Source organism: Dyella choica, from assembly GCF_003977665.1.
In the GTDB taxonomy this organism is placed as follows: domain Bacteria; phylum Pseudomonadota; class Gammaproteobacteria; order Xanthomonadales; family Rhodanobacteraceae; genus Dyella_B; species Dyella_B choica.
Genome location: NZ_RYYV01000002.1, coordinates 277,410 through 293,013 on the forward strand (window position 1 = coordinate 277,410; position 15,604 = coordinate 293,013).

Below are 15,604 nucleotides of genomic sequence, written 5' to 3' on the forward strand. Positions count from 1 at the left end.
CCTCTAGCTGGCAAAAAGTATCCCGGCGTCGATGCCGGCTGGTGTGTATTCGTTGAGCCGTGCGGCAAGATTCGTCTCGCGTTGCGGCTCGTACAGGTCGTGGTACACGCCCATCTGCGCATGGTCGGAAGAGCCGCTGCGGATTTCTTCGCAGCAGCCGTCCGCCAGGCGTGCATAGTCCGGCGCGGTATAGCGCAAGCTGCAAAACTCCGGCACCACGCGCTGCTGCTCGCTTTCGCGGTGGTCCTGATCCGCTGCGTCCAGGGCCAGGTCCGGCTGGCAATGAAAACGGCGCGGCGTGCGCGAACCGATCGGCACGTAGCAGAAGCGCACGCAACCGCGTTGACGGCGCAGCACGCGCAAGGGGCTGGTGAAGACCGAATCCTCCGCCAGCAGCACACTGTGCGCCTGCACTTCGCCGATCACCGTGCAGCGCCTGAAGCTGGCTTCGACATAGGCCACCGCTTCGTCGGGAGCGCCCAAGGCGACGCGCTGCACGCCGGTGGCGTCCAGAATGCTGTCGCACAGGGTGAGTTGCGGTGGTTCACCGCGACGCGGCGGACTGATCACGGCGATCGCGCCGACGATGCTGTGTTCTATGCGCAGTGCCGCGCGTGAACTGTCGAGCGTTATGCTGGCTTCGCCGGGGCGTTTGGGGTCGCAATTGCAGTGCAGCGACCAACCGGGCACCAGGGTGCAGTGCCTGATCTGCAACTCGCACAGGTCTTCGCTCGCGACCGTCTGTGCCTCATCGTCGCTGCTACCCTGCACGTCGATGCCGCGTCCGGTGATCAGCAGGCCGTCCAACAACAGGCGGCTACCCGGCTTTCCGCGCACACTGAACGCATCGGGCTGGCTGGCGCGGATATCCAGCAGGCGCAGCACCGGACGCGTGCGCTCGGCGGCACGCAATTGAATCGCTTCGCCGGCGCCGAGCTGAATGTCGATGCTGCCTTCGTAGACGCCGCTTTCGGCCAATTCGATGATCAGCGCGCGCAGCGGCGGCTGTCCCTCGGGCACTTTCGCTTTCGCCTGCGCCCAAGCGGCAAGCGCATCGGCAATGCTGCCGAAGTGGCCGGCCGGCCAGGGTTGCTGCGGATCAGTGCTGGGCAAGGTCGCGTGTACTATGTAGCGCGTTGCGTTTTCCAGCTCCGATACCTTGCGCCCGTACTCGCCGCCGCCAAGATCCGCGGCAAAACCGTAGCAGTAGGACACCCACGCGCCGCGCTTGGGCCGCTGGTTGGCGGGAAACATCAAGCGGCCGCTTTCGGGATCCACCGCGACGCTGCCGCGCGGCACCAGCCCTTTCCAGTTGGAGAGGTCGGCCGGTATCAGGCGCTCGATCGGCACCGGCATGCCCTCCCCCTTGTTGGGCCAGTCCGGCGCCCAAAGCAAGGTGCTTTTGCCCTCGCCATAGAGCGCTGGCGATACCTTGGTGTAATCGGCGTTGTTGCCGCGCAGCGCATAACGATAGCGTCGCAGCGGCAGCGGCAGATGACGTTCACGGCTTATCGCGGTGGCATCGTCAAGCGGCTCCGGCAGCTGGAACAATGGCGTGTCATTGCCCAGGGCGCTGAAGGTCATGCAGTTCATGCTTACGTCGGCGACAAAGGCGGGCGTCATCGTCACCCGATAGCTGCGCAGGCGAAATACGAATACGCCGACATCGGGAATGCCGAAACGCCCGCGCGTATAGCAGCTCGCCAAGCGCCGCACATCCACCGTATGCGCAAACGGATCGAACGCTCCCTGCTCGAACCTCAAATCCTGCAAAGGCCCTGGCCGGCGCAAGTCGGCGTTGCGGCCGCGATGCGGATGCTGGTGATCCAGATGCTGCATCCAGCCCAGCAAGCGATAGAACTCCACCGGATGCGCCGGCCAGCCGGCGGCATCGCGCGCCAGGTCTTGCAACAGCGAAAGCGTGCCTTTGCGCCGCCGCGCATCGATGGTGTTGGCCACGTCCGCGCGCGGCGCCAGCACGCGCCCCAGGCGCAAGACCGGCGCACCTTCTTCGCCCAGGGTCGCCGCTTCCGGCAACAAGGTGTAGCCGAGCAAATCGCCGATGTAAGGCACCACCCACTCGTCGCAGGTTTCGATGAACCAGTTGCGGTACAAGCGGGTGATGTCTTCTTCCAATACCTCCGCCTGGCGGGACAATACACGCAGAAAATCCCGCAAGGCATAGCCCTGCTCGGCATCGCGCATCCGGTAGATCACCGGCAGCAGGTCGTACAGCCGGTCCTGATTGCGGGTGGCCAGGGCGCTCATCAGGTCGCCTCCTGCAGCAGCAAGGTATCCGGGATATCCGGCAGCAGATAAGCGAGCTGCGCGGGAAGGATGGTCAATGGATCATCGGGATCACGCCGCGTCGGCAGGACAGGGATGAAGGCTTCGAGCACTTCGTTCAGGGGCAGCTTCTGCTTCAACATCGCCGCGTTAAGGCTTGGCGCGTCACTGCGTTCGAGGCCATTGTTGGGCTTGTCGCGACCTTCGAAGCCGAGCAGCAAGGTCTCCCGGTCGAAACTGCTGAACAAATCGACCGTTACATAAGCCACGCCGCGTACAGCCTGGACGCAAGCTATGAGCTCGCTGCGGTAAACGTTCTGCGCCAGCTCGCGCCGTTCGAACCCGAACCGGTCCAGCACCGCGGCGCGCACCAGCGGTTCGACCGCTTCCCACTGCTGATCGGGCGCAAGTCCCACTTTGGCGCTGACCCTGAGCGCCAGCAGCTCGCGCACGCTCAGATCCACGGGCAAGGCCGGATCGCCGTAGCGCTGAAATGCCTGCAGCAAATTGCGGTACAGATCGGAACTTGGATCGATCGGCGCATCCGCCGCACCGGCGATCGTCACCAGCACCTGTGCGCCGGACTTCACCGCGGATGCCTTGCCCACGCCGCCGAAGCTGCGCGCGAATTCGGCATAGTCGCTAACCGACACCAGCCGGTCCAGCGCCGATACCGAAATCGGCACGTTGCGGCGTGCCTGGTCGCGGCTTTCCGGATCAGCACCGCCGGAAGCACCCAACGGATTGATGACATCCTTCACCCCCAGGGGCTTGGTCGTCACCAGGGTGACCTGGCCCGCGCGCACATTGCCTGCCACGCCGATGCCGTTGCGATAGACGGCCTTGACGTTTTCCACGCCAGTAGGAAGCCGTGCACCATGCGCACCGTCGCCGAACGTTACGCTGGTCTTGCCATCGTTATCCGTGTTGGTGACGAAACTGCGTTCCGCACTGCCGGCAAACGCCAGATTGCGCACCTCGTGCCAGAGCACGTCATTCACGCTAACGGAGAGCGTGCTCTGTACCCCGTCCACCGTCGGCGCCGACACATAGGTCAGCGGCGACTGCTTCAAGGTGAACGTCTGCATGGGCGCGGCGCCATTGCCGTTGCCGATTACTTCGTTGCGTGTTTCGCCATGCGTGGCGCGCACCACGTTTGCATGCACCACGACCGAGTCGCGGCGATAGCGATAGGCTAGCCCCTGATTGGCCAATACGAGGGTGCTATGCACGGTATCGCCGGACAGCCGTTTGTTCTGGCTCTGCTCCACCGCGGCGATCATCACCAATTCGGCTGCCGTGACCGCATCGGTACCGGGCACATCCACGCGTTGGCCTTCCACGATCACCCAGCGCCCCGATTTCAAACCGTCGACCACGCTATCGAGCGTGAGATGGGTCGCATCATCCTGCGTCTGGCGCGGCGCCGTATCGCTGGAATCGGGAGCACCTACCGGCTCGGTCAATACTTGCTCGGCCAAGGTAAGGGCCTCGCTCTGCGCAAAAACCGTAGCACTGCGTATGACATCCCACGTCGGCACCGACCAAATCGGTGGCTGCACAGCGCCTCCCACAGTCGTTCCCTTCCCCGTATCCACCAGCGTGATCTCCGTCGTCTTGCTGCTCATTCCGTAGTCGGTGCGCGGATGCACGCTAGCGCGCTGAACCTGTGCAACGGTCGTTTCGATTTCCTGCATGCCGTCATTTGAGTGTCGCTGAATGGCGACATAGCCGCCGGCGAGTACGCCGTCATAGGCGTTGTCGAGCGACAGCACATCGGCGGCCTCGTCGATCGTCCAATCCGTGTAGCCGGTTGTAGTCGTCGTACCGCCGCCGTCTTTGGGCACTTGCGTAAGGGTGATCTGTTTCGGCGCGTTGTAACCGAACAATGATGCCGTCACCCGCATTGCAAAGACCCCCTTCAAGGCCGGCGAAGGATTGCCATACGAAACGCTGGTCCAGGCCTGATAGAAGGTATCGCGCAAGCGAGGCTCGAACTGCAACAGCATCTGCGGACGCGTATCGCTGCTTACGCCTAACGCGGTGGCGGCGTCGCGTACCAGCTGAAAGCGGTTGGCAGGCTGTAAAGTCGGCGGTGCAATCAGCGCATCGAACAGGAACTGGAAGCCACCGCCTGAGGACGAGGGACTGGAAATGCCGAAAGCCGCCTTTACGTCGTTCAAGAATTGCGTAACGGCAGCCGGATTGTTGTCCTGGTTGAAGTCGCTGACATAGTGCCCGATCAACTCGTTCGAACTTCCCCAGTTGCTGCCGCCAAGCAGCAGGTCGGCGCGGATCTTCTCGATGCGGCCAAGCCAGAAATCGCGGTTGGAACCGTCGCTGGAAAATTCCAGCGCCCCGATCGCCTTCGTCGCCGCTGCCACGATCTGTACCGTGGCATCTTCCAGGGCTTGCAACAATATCTTGCTGCGCTGGTTTTGCGCGTCCGTTTCCACCGCGCGGACCAGCCGAATCGCCTGCACCCCGCCAGCCAGATCTTCGCCGAACAGGAACAGCAAGCGGTCTCCCGTCTTCAGATTGTTATTGATACCGCTGATCCAGATCGTATCAAGCCCGGCTATCGTGTCGACGGAGATCTCCACTGGTTGAGTCTTCCGCGCCTTGATCGCATTCCATTCATAGCGTGCATCCAGCGGTTCAGCGGTCTCGAAAGTCTGCATCTGCTCGCCCGGCGCCGGCACCGATTGCGCGCGCGAACCGGCGGAAAGGGTCACCGGACCCGAGTTCTGATCGATGGTGTACGACAGATACACGCTGGCCGCGACACCCGGACGCAACCGGTAATCCACCAGCCGCCCCAGTTCCAGCACCGAACGCCGCTCGGTCGCGGTGCGCAGGAAACCTTCGTTGGCGATGCGTTCCTGATAGAAGCTCAACACCTCCGCACCCACTGCCCAGGTATCCAGCAAAGCGATCGACGGATCATCCGCTTCACGCGTGCGCAGCCCGGACAATGCCGGCAGGCTGGCGTCGCTCAAGTCCGCCTGCATCGTGGCGCGAAAATCGGCATAACGGCCAACGCGGTAACTCAGGCTATCCAGCCCCGGCCGGTTGTACAGCGACAACGGCGTCCTGGTAAGAGGGCCGCAACCGCAGGCGCAGGCGTGTTGGCCACAGGCGCTACAGCAGCTCATCGCCCACCTCCCATGGTGAATTGAATGCCGCCGTGATCGGGATGATCCGGATCGTTGTCGACCTGGGCGATCTCGCGCTTGCCCAGAAGCAACACGCCGCCGGGCGGCCGATCGCTGGTGCCGTTGTCCGCCCGCATCAACCGGGTTACTTCCACGTGCACAACGCCGGTGACGGCTTGCGCTTCGGCGATCAGCGCACTCTCGTCGATCGGCATGCCCAATTGCAGGCGATCGGGATGGAAAAAACCAGGCATGCCGTCGCGACGCAAACCTGCGCTGAAGCGATCCTGCAATGCTGCCTTTACGTGGGCGGTGAGAAATGTTGGCGCCACGCATACGGACATTGTGATCAGCAACGGTACGTAGCAAGCAGCATGCACAGCCACGTCGTGCCCCATGCGCCGGTAATGCTCCAGGTCCGCATCGATACTCTGCGCCATCGCCATGGGCAGGTCTTCCCGGCCCAGCGGATCGACCACCACGTCCGCTTCGTACCAACTGCCGGTCCAGTCCATCGTGCAGGCCGTGTCTTGTACGCCGGGCGTGCGCGCAGCGAACATCGCATAGTCATCAGCGACGATGGCGCGCAGCGGATTGGCGCGAAACGCACCCGGCGCATACAGCTTCACTTCGGCAAGGCTTTCCGCTGCGCTGCCGCCGCTGGCCGGCAAAGGGTTGCGCGGCTGGATGTCCACACCGGAAAGCGTGCCCGATGCCAGCGCCAGCCAGATGATGCTGTCGCGCCCCACGTTGCCGGCCGGACCATTGCCGATGCGCGGCAAGGCGCGGAAGAAGTTGCCCGCCTGCGGCTGTCGCCCAAGCACGCCGTCACCGAAGCGCAGATGAGCCAGGCCATCGTCATCGATCTCGACCACGAAATGGCGATCGTCGGGACCGCTTTCCAGCAGATCCGGACGCGCTTGCCAACGCAATGACTCAGCGGGAATCCCGTTGACGAGCACGTCCTGCAACGTACCGCCGTAAACGCGCAATTGCGGCAGAGCCGCGCGCACATCGCGCGCCAGCAATTTGCAGATCGGCGCACCCGGCTGTGCCGGCAGCGGCTCCGCCCAGGTCAGGGGCGTGCCTGGCAGCACGTGTTCCGTATCACCAGGTGGACACAGGACGTCCTGCACTGCTCCGTCGCAGCGGCAGCAGCCGTATTGTGTGGTGCCCGGCACCAGCCAGCAATCCTCGGCCAAGGCCTGGCAGCGCTGGCAGGCATCCGTCATCGCAGCAAGCGCCTTGCTCAAGCCTGGGTAGTCGCTGTCGACATCAGCGGGGGGCTGGCAGATCACATCGCACTTGCACTGGCCGGACAGATGATCGCCATGGTCGACCAGCAACACATTGCCGCGCGCCAGGCTTACATCACCGATCCAGCGGCAATCGGGTGCCGCCATGCGGATCGACAGGCAAAGGTCGAACGGCAAGGCATCACAGGCATCCCAGCTCACTTGCAGAAGCAGGGTGCCGTCGAGCGGATCGACCGTTTCCTGTACCCCGGCAAGGCGCACGGCATGGCGATGCTCCGGATTCGCATCGGCGGGACTGCCGGTCGCCGGACCCAGCACTTCTTCGAAGATCAGCAAATCACCCGCCTTCAATTTGAGCGCGCGCGTTCGATCGACGGACGCTTTTGTGTTGGTAGGTGGCGCATCGACCAATACGGCTTGGGTGCTGCCGCGAGGAAGGCAGCACAATGCATTGCCCCAGGTGTGCAGGCGGATGGCACTTTGCGCAGCCACCACAGTGATCGACGTCGCGCCATCCAGCGCCATCGGCTGGAATATCTGCGCGCCTTGTACACGTGCGGCAGCGAGCTTGACGCTGTCGATCATGCCGGCCTTCGCGTCGCCCTGCCCGGCCGGCGGCGTCAACAGCAGGAGCTGATCCAAAGGGAGCGTCACTTCGCCCGCAGCGAGCGACAAGCTCACCAGCGCGCGCGCGTTGCAACCTTCGTGCATCCGATAGTCAACCAGCCGCGCATGCCGGCGCACGGAAATTCTGCGCCGCGCCGTCTCCAGGTAGGCTTCGGTGGCCACGGCGTCCTGGTAGTAGCTGAGATGGTCGGCGGTGTAGGCCAAGGCCTCGATCAGCGCAATGCCGATGTCGGGCACATGACGCTCCTGCCATGCGGGCACATCCAGCGCCATGCGGTCTAGAAACAGCTGGCGGAAGCTGGCGTAATCCTTGGCCAGGTAATTGATCTCCGGCTGCGCAGCTGCCGGCTGCACACAGGGCGGCAGCGCCGCGCAATCGCTCTCCTTTGCGCAATCGAGCCGAAAATACAGCGTGGCGCAGGCATAGCGCGGGTCGAAACCGGGATAGGCCACCCAGGTCGAAGGATCGATGCCTGAGGAGGCATCCACCAGACACAGGCAATACGGCGAATGATCGCCTTCGCGGTCCAGCTCCACGCGCAGGCAGACATCATCGTGCAGCTCGGGCTCCTGCTCGGGCTTCACGCTGACTGCATGCAAACCAGTGATGCGGTCACCGCCGCTGATCCGCACATTGGCGATGCCAAGCTCAGCCGGCACGCCGCCGAACAGATGAATGCACAGCGACTTGCCACTGTCGCCGACTTCCACGTAGTCGATGCCGTTGAGACGGCCGGACAAACGCAAGCGCTCGCGCCGCGCCTCATCGCTGCACGCAGGCAACGGCACACAGCCCACCGTCCCGGTGCTGATGGCTACCTCGCTCATGGCATGCTCCGGTTGAAGCTGGCGCTGCGTGCGTCGCCGGTGGCCAGCACGGTGTAACTGATATCCACCCGCAGCGCAGAGTCGTCGCAGACCACGTCCAGCGCATTGACGCCGACCACGTCGCCCAGCCAGCGTTGCAGTGCCGCCTGCATCGTGAACTGCAGGGCTGCGGCGATTTCCGGGCTGTTCGGCGCAAACACCATTTGCAACAGGCCGCTGCCGAAGTCGGGACGGTTCACGCGCTCGCCGGGGCTGGTGAACAGCAATTGCTCGATCATGTCGCGTACGTGATCGTCGTCGCTGGCTGCGGCTGTGCGGCCGCGGTGATCGAACTGGTAGGGAAAGGCGATATTCAGCGGGCTGTCCATGGCGTCCTCACATCGCGCTTGCGCGCATCTGGGCGGCGGCGATCAGCACGGGCGTTCCAGTCGGCGCACAGATTGCCTGGCTGTCCATGCACAACAGGGGCTGCCCATTGGACGTAACGCGCATCGCCGAAGTGACGAATTGCGCACTCACGCAGGGGCCGTTCCCGGTCGGCGGTGGCGGCATGGCGCAACCGGCCACCACCCAGGGTGCCGCGATCGTTACCGTCGGCTGCCCGCTTACTGTCACGCGCGGATTGGGCATCGTGGCCTGAGCCTGTCCGCCATGCGAGCAAAGCACGCTGGCGCCGACATGGATGAGAAAACCGGGCATCGCGCATTCTCCTCACGTCACGACCAGCGCGCCGTTGTTGATGGTGACGGTGGGCCCGGCCAGCACGATGGTGGCGCCCTTGCCGTTGGAAATGGTGATGCCGATGTCGTTGACGACGATCATCGCGCCGGTGGTGCTCTTCAGCATGATGCCGCCGGTAGGGCCCGGCAGATCGCTGATCGAGAGGGTGTTCTGCAGCCCCGACTGCAGCACAAGGCTGGGACTGGCCGGGTTACCGGCCAGCGCGAGCGTGGGCACTTCGGCCGCGATGCCCCAGAAGCCGCCGGTCCAGATCGGGTAATCCGGGTCGCCCTGCTCGAACTCGATCCACACACCGGCGCCGATCTGCGGCACCACATATACGCCGCTCAGCTTGCCGGCGATCGGCACACAAGGCATCGCCCAGCTCGACGGCAGCAGGCCGGATACGTCCGGCACCATCACCTGGATGCGACCCATCTGTTGCGGGTCCACGTTCTGCAGCACCGTGCCGCGATATTTGCCGTAGTACTTCTGGCTCATGGCGGCACCACCGGCAAGGTGGAAATGAGGCCCTTGCGGGACAGATTGAAGCTCTGCTTGTATTCGCCGCGCTTGATCGTGTGGCGCACTTCGCTGACGTAATACAGCCCGTCGAAGGCAGGCCCCACACCGCGCACGCCGACCAGCTGGCGCGACTTCAGCACGCGGCCGTAGCGCGTGACATCCAGGCTGCCGCGGCCGGTAACCGTATCGGCTGATTTGGCCGCTTCGGCCATGCCCAGCAACAACGCACGCACCGGCGAATACTTCGCCGTTTCCGGCAATTGGCGCAGTTGTTGCGGCGGCGGATCGATCAGGCCCAAGGGCGGATTGAGCGGGCCGATATCGGGAATCGGGATCGGAATCGGCACCTTGGTCTGCGGATTCTGGATGTATATAACCGGCAGGCTGCGCGCGTTGCCGTTGTAGCTGAAGCTCAGATTCTCCACATTGCTGCCCGCGTCCATGTCCGCGTTCAAGGCCGGTTGCGGGATGCCCACTTTCACCTTCGGCCCCCAATAAGCCGTGCTGGTGCCGGGTGCGGGGCCCGGTTCGATGTAGAACACGTAGCCTACCCGCTCTGCCAGCATGCGGATGTATTCCAGGTCATTGCCTTGCTGCGTGGGAATGCGCTCGGTAGGAATCGGCACGTCCATCGCAATGCTGGGTATCACCAGCGGAATGATGCCGAGAAAGGCATATTTGGCCAGCAGCAAGGCGACGATCGCCTCGGCCGGCATCGCCGGATAAGGCAAGCCTGGCAAGCCGGAAAATTCCAGTTTCTGCATCACTGTGGTGAGATCGTCGCCGGTCACCTGCAAGGTGGTATGACGCTGGTCCGCGCCAGGCATCACCTCGGTCTTGGTCACCACGCCGTCGATCAGCACCTGCGGCGTGCCATTGATCGTGGCCACCAGGATCAAGCGCAGCAACGGCACCACGCCGCCACCGCTGAGCAGGAACAACGTGTGCAGCGGCGATTGCACGCTCAAGGAGAACTGTATGGTGAATGCACCGGCCGCTTCATCCGGCTGCACCACTTCCACCTGGGTCAGTGCGTCCAGCACGACTTGCGGCACCGGCACCGGTATCACCGGCCCCAGCAGCAAGGTCAGGTGTATGCCCTTAAGCATGCGGCACCCCGGGAATGCCTTCCGGCAAGGTGATGGCGAGCTTGCGGCCGATGGTCTCGGTGAGTTCCTCCGGGCGCAGCGCGCGGTTGGCATCGCAAAGCCGCCAGAACTGTTCGGGGTCGCCGAGGTATTTCGCGGCGATGTTGTCCAGGCGCGCGCCCTGCACCACGCGATGCCATTGCAGCAGCGCGAAGTTCTCCGGCGGCGGCACCAAGCGGCGCTTGAGGTACGTCACCGGAGTGCCGTCCGCACGCACGAACGTATCGGTGGGTATCAGCGCATAGCGGCTGGTCGGAGGAAAGACGACGTTCATCAGGGTACTCCCGTGATGCCCAGCGCAGACAGCGGCATCGCCGGCACAGCGCCGGCGAGCCGTTCCTTGTTCTGCAGGTAGCTCATGAACAGACTGGCGGCCTTGTGCCCGGACGGCACGTCGTCCACCGACAGCACGCGCATTCCCAGGCTCACCTTGGCACGGATCGGGTTGAGCGCCGCGTCGAAGGCTTCTTCGGTGATGCTCAATTCGGTGACGCGCACCGGCAGGATGCGGGTTTGACTCCACACGAACAGCGCCAGCGGCGTTTCCATCGGAATGATTTCCAGCGTACCGATCTGCGACAGTATGTCGTTCGTACTCAATTGCCCGCTGGTGGGATAAATCATGGTTTCCAGCGCGGCGAGCTGGGCAAACACACCGCTGCGCGTGGCGACCGGATTGCGCTCGGGAAACTCCAGCTGATCGGTGGCGTCAATCTCCGCTTCCAGCTTGATCGTCTCCACCGGCGGCCCTTTCAGGCGTAGCGCTTCCGAACGATCGTGACCGTCGGCGCTGATCGCCTGTACCTGCAGCGAGCGCGTAATCGAGTCGGGGTTGTACTGCAGCGAGATCACGCGCAGCACCGCCGACGAGTCCGGATCGATCAGTACCAGACCGCCTTTGAGGATGCGCGGAGAGCCGGGGAAAGCGCTCATGATGATTTGCCTAAGCGCAGCACTCGATGCTTGCCGCAAGCTTGAATGACTTCACCCCACTTCAACCCCCCTCTACTGCACATCTGCAGTAAGGCCGGTTGAGATAGGCTGCAAGTCGTTCGCTTGAGCATGCCATAGCACTCATTTGAGGATTTCATACGTGCTTCCGATCTGGAGTCAGGTTTCCAACAACGTTGTGCTGTCATTGCGTAAATTGAATAACGGCCATCCCTCCGACATCGATGGAGTTGGGGCCGGCAGATTGCAGCGTCGGTCCGACCGAACCCTGTGCATTGATCTGTAGCCATTTCCATGGTTGAAATGCGATCTGAGTGCCTGCGGTGGGCTGGAGCTGAGCATTCGGGGGAGATCCCGTGCCGACGGTCCCGCCAGCGAGCACTTGCGCAAAAGCGGCCCAATTCCAACGGTTGTTGCCGAACGGAATCACATACGAAAGCTGCCCGCCGCCTGCGACGCTAACTTGCCCAGTAGTCAGACTGATCTGCACTTGATCCAACATCTGCAACTCCACGCCTCGGCGGTTTTCGCGGTGATATTGGCGGGTGTACGCATTCGCCAATTGCACTACCGCCTCGCGCGCGGGATCCGTGGCTCCAGGACGCGTCAAGTAACTATGGCTGGTTACCCCGATACCCACTGTTTGACTCATCTGTTCCGAAACCGCAGCCGCGCGCCCGGGTGCCGATGGCTGGGTTTCGGGAAACGCGCGTGATCCGATGTCGTCATCGCAAGGCCCGTCAACCGGGAGCGTAAGTAGTCGATCGACCTGCGCCAGGGCCATGACGGAAAGGTTCGGATTTTGCTGGGGCAGCCTCACACAATTGCAAGTGGGTTGGGGTGTCGCCAAACGATTTAAGTGCACCAGCCAGCGGCTGCAGTCCTCATTGACTACTACCTTCCGGTCGGCCCAAAGCTGGTACACACCCGCATTTGCCCGGCAGGGGAAAGAACTCAGGCGAAGAGGCGAAAACAAGTCTGCCGCGCTGGCCCCTGTCGCACCGGCAGTACGACCAGCTCCCTGTCCTCCATCCGCGCTTGGCGCTGACTGACGCGAAAGCACCGGTCGTGCTGCGGACATCAAGCCGAGTGGATGCGCACCGGTCATCACTCGGTCCGCCGCATGATCCGCATCGCGCTCCAGCGCCGAGCCGGCCTCGCTGATTGAGCCTGGATCTCCCCTGACATGTTGCTGTTGAACGACGTGAGCAAGTTCATGCGCCAGCAGGTGCCGGCCTGAAGTCGAATGTGGCGCATACTTTCCATTCGCGAAAACCACATGCGCCCCCACGGTATAGGCCTGCGCCTGCAATGAATGGGCCGACGACGCAGCAGCTTCGTCGGTATGCACGCGTACGTGAGAAAAATTGCGCCCGAATCCGGACTCCATGAATTGGCGTGCGCCGCTGTCCAAAGGTTGCCCTGGCGTGTCAATGACCTGGTGCACGTTCGGCGCAGCCTCCATCGACGCCATAGCCCCACCGTCGACTTTGCGTTGCAGCGGATTACGCCGGCCTTTGCAATCGGGACACTCACCACCGGCTGCATGCGTGCCGCACTCGCATTTGCGCTGCAGCAACATACCCACTGCACCATGTGTGGATGCAGTCTTCGCCGTGCTTTGGCCCCTGCGTTCGGTCATGACGACAACGCTCCGTCAAAGCAGTCAGAAGGGGCGTAATGGGCTGGGAAGCTCTGCACGCATTTTTCGGTCGGCCTGCGCTGCAGCGAGGTGCGCGCGGGAGTGAAAGGCCTTTTGGCATTCTCGCTGGCGAAATTCCTGCTCATGCGTCCTCAACGTGTTCGCTCAAAGCACCCGCAATGGGTCGAACCGCGCCGCTGCGCGCACTCCAAACATTCGCCCGTGCCGAATGTATGTGTCCCGCAGGCGCATTTGCCTTGCAACGACGGCGTAGCGCGCGCTGCAGCGGTGGGTGTGGCGACAGTGGCCATTTCAGTCATGCGTATACCTCTTGGACGCTCTCTCGCTACGGTCGCGATGGCGTATTGCCACCTGAGCCGGATTGCACTTCCGCTTTGTCCACGGTTCCCGTAGTGATATGCACGGGTGGACCTCCGGCCAAAGGTTGGTAGGTGCCCGCCTGGTAATTGCGTGTGATACGGAATGTTCCGGCAGCCAGGGCACCGGAAACCGTATCGCAGTGATAGCGTTGTTCACATACGACGGTGCACGCATTCACTCCGGTGCCCTCGAGATAACTCTGGGCGTTGTGCGTAACATGACCGTCAAGAAAGGTGTTCCCAGACCGGATCGGCAGGCAATCGCCTTGGGAACACGGACGCGACAAGTTCGTCAGCCGCGCCGGGCAATTGTTGGAGACCAGCGACAACACTTCTTGCATGCAATGGCCATGGTGGTCCGGCCCCGGCCCCGCCTCCATGGTCACGATGTCGCTCAGATAAGTACGGTAGCGCTCCTGCAGGCTGCGAGAAATATTGCCATGGTTGTAATGACGCTGCGACTGGATGCGCGCTGTCGCCGGACAAGTCGCCGGTGGTGTCTGCGGTGGTTGTACAGGCTGTGGCGAAGGCGCTGGCTGCCGAGCAAGCACAGACTGACCCGCAGACATCAGTTTCAACGAGCCCGCACCTGACATCACCCGTTCCGCGGCACGATCGGCGTCTCGTTCCAGCGATGAATCAGGATCGCTCAGCGAATCAGGCATCGACTTGAGATCCCGCTGTTGCACAACATGCGCGAGTTCATGTGCAAGCAGCCGACGCCCCGAATCGGTATGCGGCGCATAGTGACCCGAAGCGAAGACGACATTGCGTCCTGCCGTATAGGCCTGGGCGTGAATCTCGCGTGCTGACTGCGCCGCTTGCGCGTCGGTGTGAACACGGACGCCGCTGAAGTCTTGGCCGAAGCGGCGTTCCATAAATTGCCGGGTTGCGGCATCCAGCGACTGGCCCGATCCGCCGAGCACATTGCCGACGATTGCCGGTATGGTCGGTCCACCCGCTTGACGGGTGGATTTGCGTTGTATGTGCTTGCGTGCGCAGTCGTCGCACTGTACGTCATTGGTGCGGTTGCCGCAGGCGCAGCGGCGTTGCAGGATTATCCCTTCCGTCGCTCTTGGCGACACCTCCCTGGAGGCAATCTTGGCGGTACGCTCAGTCATGCGAGCGCCTCATCCGCATCACTGGCATCGCCGGACGATTGATCGGCGCCCTTCGCGTCTTTAGGTGTGTTGCAACAGGCGTCTTTATCGATCGCTTGCTGGCTGGCGCCTGGACGGAATATCGAACCTTTGAATGATGAGCCTAGCGTTACACCCAACGCCTTTTGAATGCCTGGGCTCACCTCAAATCGCGTTTGGGTGACCGATTTATCACGCACATAGCCCGTGGTGCTCTTGCCATTGGCACAAATGGTCCAAACATCGCCGCATTGCGCCCGCGTAAACTGATTGCGTGGCACCGCCATCCAGTTGTCGTTATCGTCGCAACCTTTTTTCAAACTGTCCTTGCACTTGGCTTCGCAGGTAAATCCCGGCGTAAATTTGTTGCTCGGGCAATCGATGCCGTCAACATCCTTGGCAACAGCGCGTTTTTTTACCAAGCCATTTACTGGATCACAACAGCGATTGGCCGCGCCATCGACCAGGTCCTGGCAGGTTCCTTCGGAGAAAATCGTCCGCGTACAAGGATTTTTCGCCGCCGCCTTCTGCTTGGTCTTTTTGCCGTGCTGATCAGCTTTGTGCTGGCCGCCTTTGTTTTTGCGATCCTCTTTCGCCAACGCATCAGCCATCGCGTCGGCCTGCTGCTCAAGCGCATCATTTTCGAGGCTGTCGCCGCTGTCGGCCAAGCGTTGCAGGTCCGCTCCGCGCCCAGACTGCTGCTGTACGACATGGGTCAGTTCGTGTGCCAACAAATGTCGTCCTGTGGGCTCCGTCGGTGCGTAGCGTCCCGCACCGAACACTACGTGATGTCCAACGGTATAAGCATGGGCATGCACTACCCCGGCGGATTCCGCGGCACGCGCATCGGCATGCACTCTTACCCGGCTGAAATCGTGGCCAAAATGATCTTCCATGCTCAACCGGGTGGTCTTGTCCAAGGGTTGGCCCGAGGCGCCAAGCACCTG

At 62.6% G+C, this 15,604-nt stretch carries 12 protein-coding genes; all 12 read right to left on the bottom strand.

The window, feature by feature from the left end:
• Positions 1-3: 3 nt before the first annotated feature.
• A complete protein-coding gene (locus tag EKH80_RS03725; RefSeq protein ID WP_126683378.1) occupies positions 4-2,268 on the bottom strand; it encodes a hypothetical protein in 2,265 nt (754 codons plus the stop codon).
• Positions 2,268-5,441 (bottom strand): putative baseplate assembly protein, encoded by a 3,174-nt coding sequence (locus EKH80_RS03730; RefSeq protein WP_126683379.1) that lies wholly within the window; start codon positions 5,439-5,441, stop codon positions 2,268-2,270. The genes EKH80_RS03725 and EKH80_RS03730 overlap by 1 nt, the downstream gene beginning before the upstream one ends.
• Positions 5,438-8,152, bottom strand: coding sequence for a putative baseplate assembly protein (locus tag EKH80_RS03735; protein ID WP_126683380.1), 2,715 nt, complete (start codon positions 8,150-8,152; stop codon positions 5,438-5,440). The genes EKH80_RS03730 and EKH80_RS03735 overlap by 4 nt, the downstream gene beginning before the upstream one ends.
• A complete protein-coding gene (locus tag EKH80_RS03740; protein WP_230473401.1) occupies positions 8,149-8,520 on the bottom strand; it encodes a GPW/gp25 family protein in 372 nt (123 codons plus the stop codon). Before EKH80_RS03740 ends, EKH80_RS03735 begins: the two co-directional genes overlap by 4 nt.
• A 7-nt stretch (positions 8,521-8,527) precedes the next feature.
• Positions 8,528-8,851, bottom strand: coding sequence for a hypothetical protein (locus tag EKH80_RS03745; RefSeq protein ID WP_126683381.1), 324 nt, complete (start codon positions 8,849-8,851; stop codon positions 8,528-8,530).
• A 12-nt stretch (positions 8,852-8,863) separates the two neighbouring features.
• Positions 8,864-9,373 (bottom strand): phage baseplate assembly protein V, encoded by a 510-nt coding sequence (locus EKH80_RS03750; RefSeq protein WP_126683382.1) that lies wholly within the window; start codon positions 9,371-9,373, stop codon positions 8,864-8,866.
• Entirely contained in the window at positions 9,370-10,506 is a 1,137-nt protein-coding gene (locus EKH80_RS03755) for a hypothetical protein (RefSeq protein WP_126683383.1), read from the bottom strand. Before EKH80_RS03755 ends, EKH80_RS03750 begins: the two co-directional genes overlap by 4 nt.
• The gene (locus EKH80_RS03760) at positions 10,499-10,819 is read right to left on the bottom strand and encodes a LysM peptidoglycan-binding domain-containing protein (RefSeq protein ID WP_126683384.1); all 321 of its coding nucleotides are present in this window, start codon (positions 10,817-10,819) and stop codon (positions 10,499-10,501) included. Before EKH80_RS03760 ends, EKH80_RS03755 begins: the two co-directional genes overlap by 8 nt.
• Positions 10,819-11,478 (bottom strand): hypothetical protein, encoded by a 660-nt coding sequence (locus EKH80_RS03765; RefSeq protein ID WP_126683385.1) that lies wholly within the window; start codon positions 11,476-11,478, stop codon positions 10,819-10,821. Before EKH80_RS03765 ends, EKH80_RS03760 begins: the two co-directional genes overlap by 1 nt.
• 202 nt (positions 11,479-11,680) lie before the next feature.
• Positions 11,681-12,970, bottom strand: coding sequence for an eCIS core domain-containing protein (locus EKH80_RS03770; RefSeq protein WP_158628737.1), 1,290 nt, complete (start codon positions 12,968-12,970; stop codon positions 11,681-11,683).
• 514 nt (positions 12,971-13,484) lie between these two features.
• Positions 13,485-14,639: an eCIS core domain-containing protein gene (locus EKH80_RS03775; protein WP_126683387.1), complete on the bottom strand. Its 1,155-nt coding sequence runs from the start codon at positions 14,637-14,639 to the stop codon at positions 13,485-13,487.
• Positions 14,636-15,577, bottom strand: coding sequence for an eCIS core domain-containing protein (locus EKH80_RS03780; protein WP_230473402.1), 942 nt, complete (start codon positions 15,575-15,577; stop codon positions 14,636-14,638). Before EKH80_RS03780 ends, EKH80_RS03775 begins: the two co-directional genes overlap by 4 nt.
• Between the last annotated feature and the right edge of the window lie 27 nt (positions 15,578-15,604).

What these genes read in the sequence shown, in the direction of transcription:
- EKH80_RS03730 (WP_126683379.1), bottom strand. Translation starts at nt 5,441, where the DNA reads ATGAGCTGCTGTAGCGCCTGTGGCCAACACGCCTGCGCCTGCGGTTGC.
- EKH80_RS03765 (WP_126683385.1), bottom strand. Translation starts at nt 11,478, where the DNA reads ATGAGCGCTTTCCCCGGCTCTCCGCGCATCCTCAAAGGCGGTCTGGTA.
- EKH80_RS03770 (WP_158628737.1), bottom strand. Translation starts at nt 12,970, where the DNA reads ATGGCGTCGATGGAGGCTGCGCCGAACGTGCACCAGGTCATTGACACG.
- EKH80_RS03755 (WP_126683383.1), bottom strand. Translation starts at nt 10,506, where the DNA reads ATGCTTAAGGGCATACACCTGACCTTGCTGCTGGGGCCGGTGATACCG.
- EKH80_RS03750 (WP_126683382.1), bottom strand. Translation starts at nt 9,373, where the DNA reads ATGAGCCAGAAGTACTACGGCAAATATCGCGGCACGGTGCTGCAGAAC.
- EKH80_RS03745 (WP_126683381.1), bottom strand. Translation starts at nt 8,851, where the DNA reads ATGCCCGGTTTTCTCATCCATGTCGGCGCCAGCGTGCTTTGCTCGCAT.
- EKH80_RS03760 (WP_126683384.1), bottom strand. Translation starts at nt 10,819, where the DNA reads ATGAACGTCGTCTTTCCTCCGACCAGCCGCTATGCGCTGATACCCACC.
- EKH80_RS03725 (WP_126683378.1), bottom strand. Translation starts at nt 2,268, where the DNA reads ATGAGCGCCCTGGCCACCCGCAATCAGGACCGGCTGTACGACCTGCTG.
- EKH80_RS03775 (WP_126683387.1), bottom strand. Translation starts at nt 14,639, where the DNA reads ATGACTGAGCGTACCGCCAAGATTGCCTCCAGGGAGGTGTCGCCAAGA.
- EKH80_RS03735 (WP_126683380.1), bottom strand. Translation starts at nt 8,152, where the DNA reads ATGAGCGAGGTAGCCATCAGCACCGGGACGGTGGGCTGTGTGCCGTTG.
- EKH80_RS03740 (WP_230473401.1), bottom strand. Translation starts at nt 8,520, where the DNA reads ATGGACAGCCCGCTGAATATCGCCTTTCCCTACCAGTTCGATCACCGC.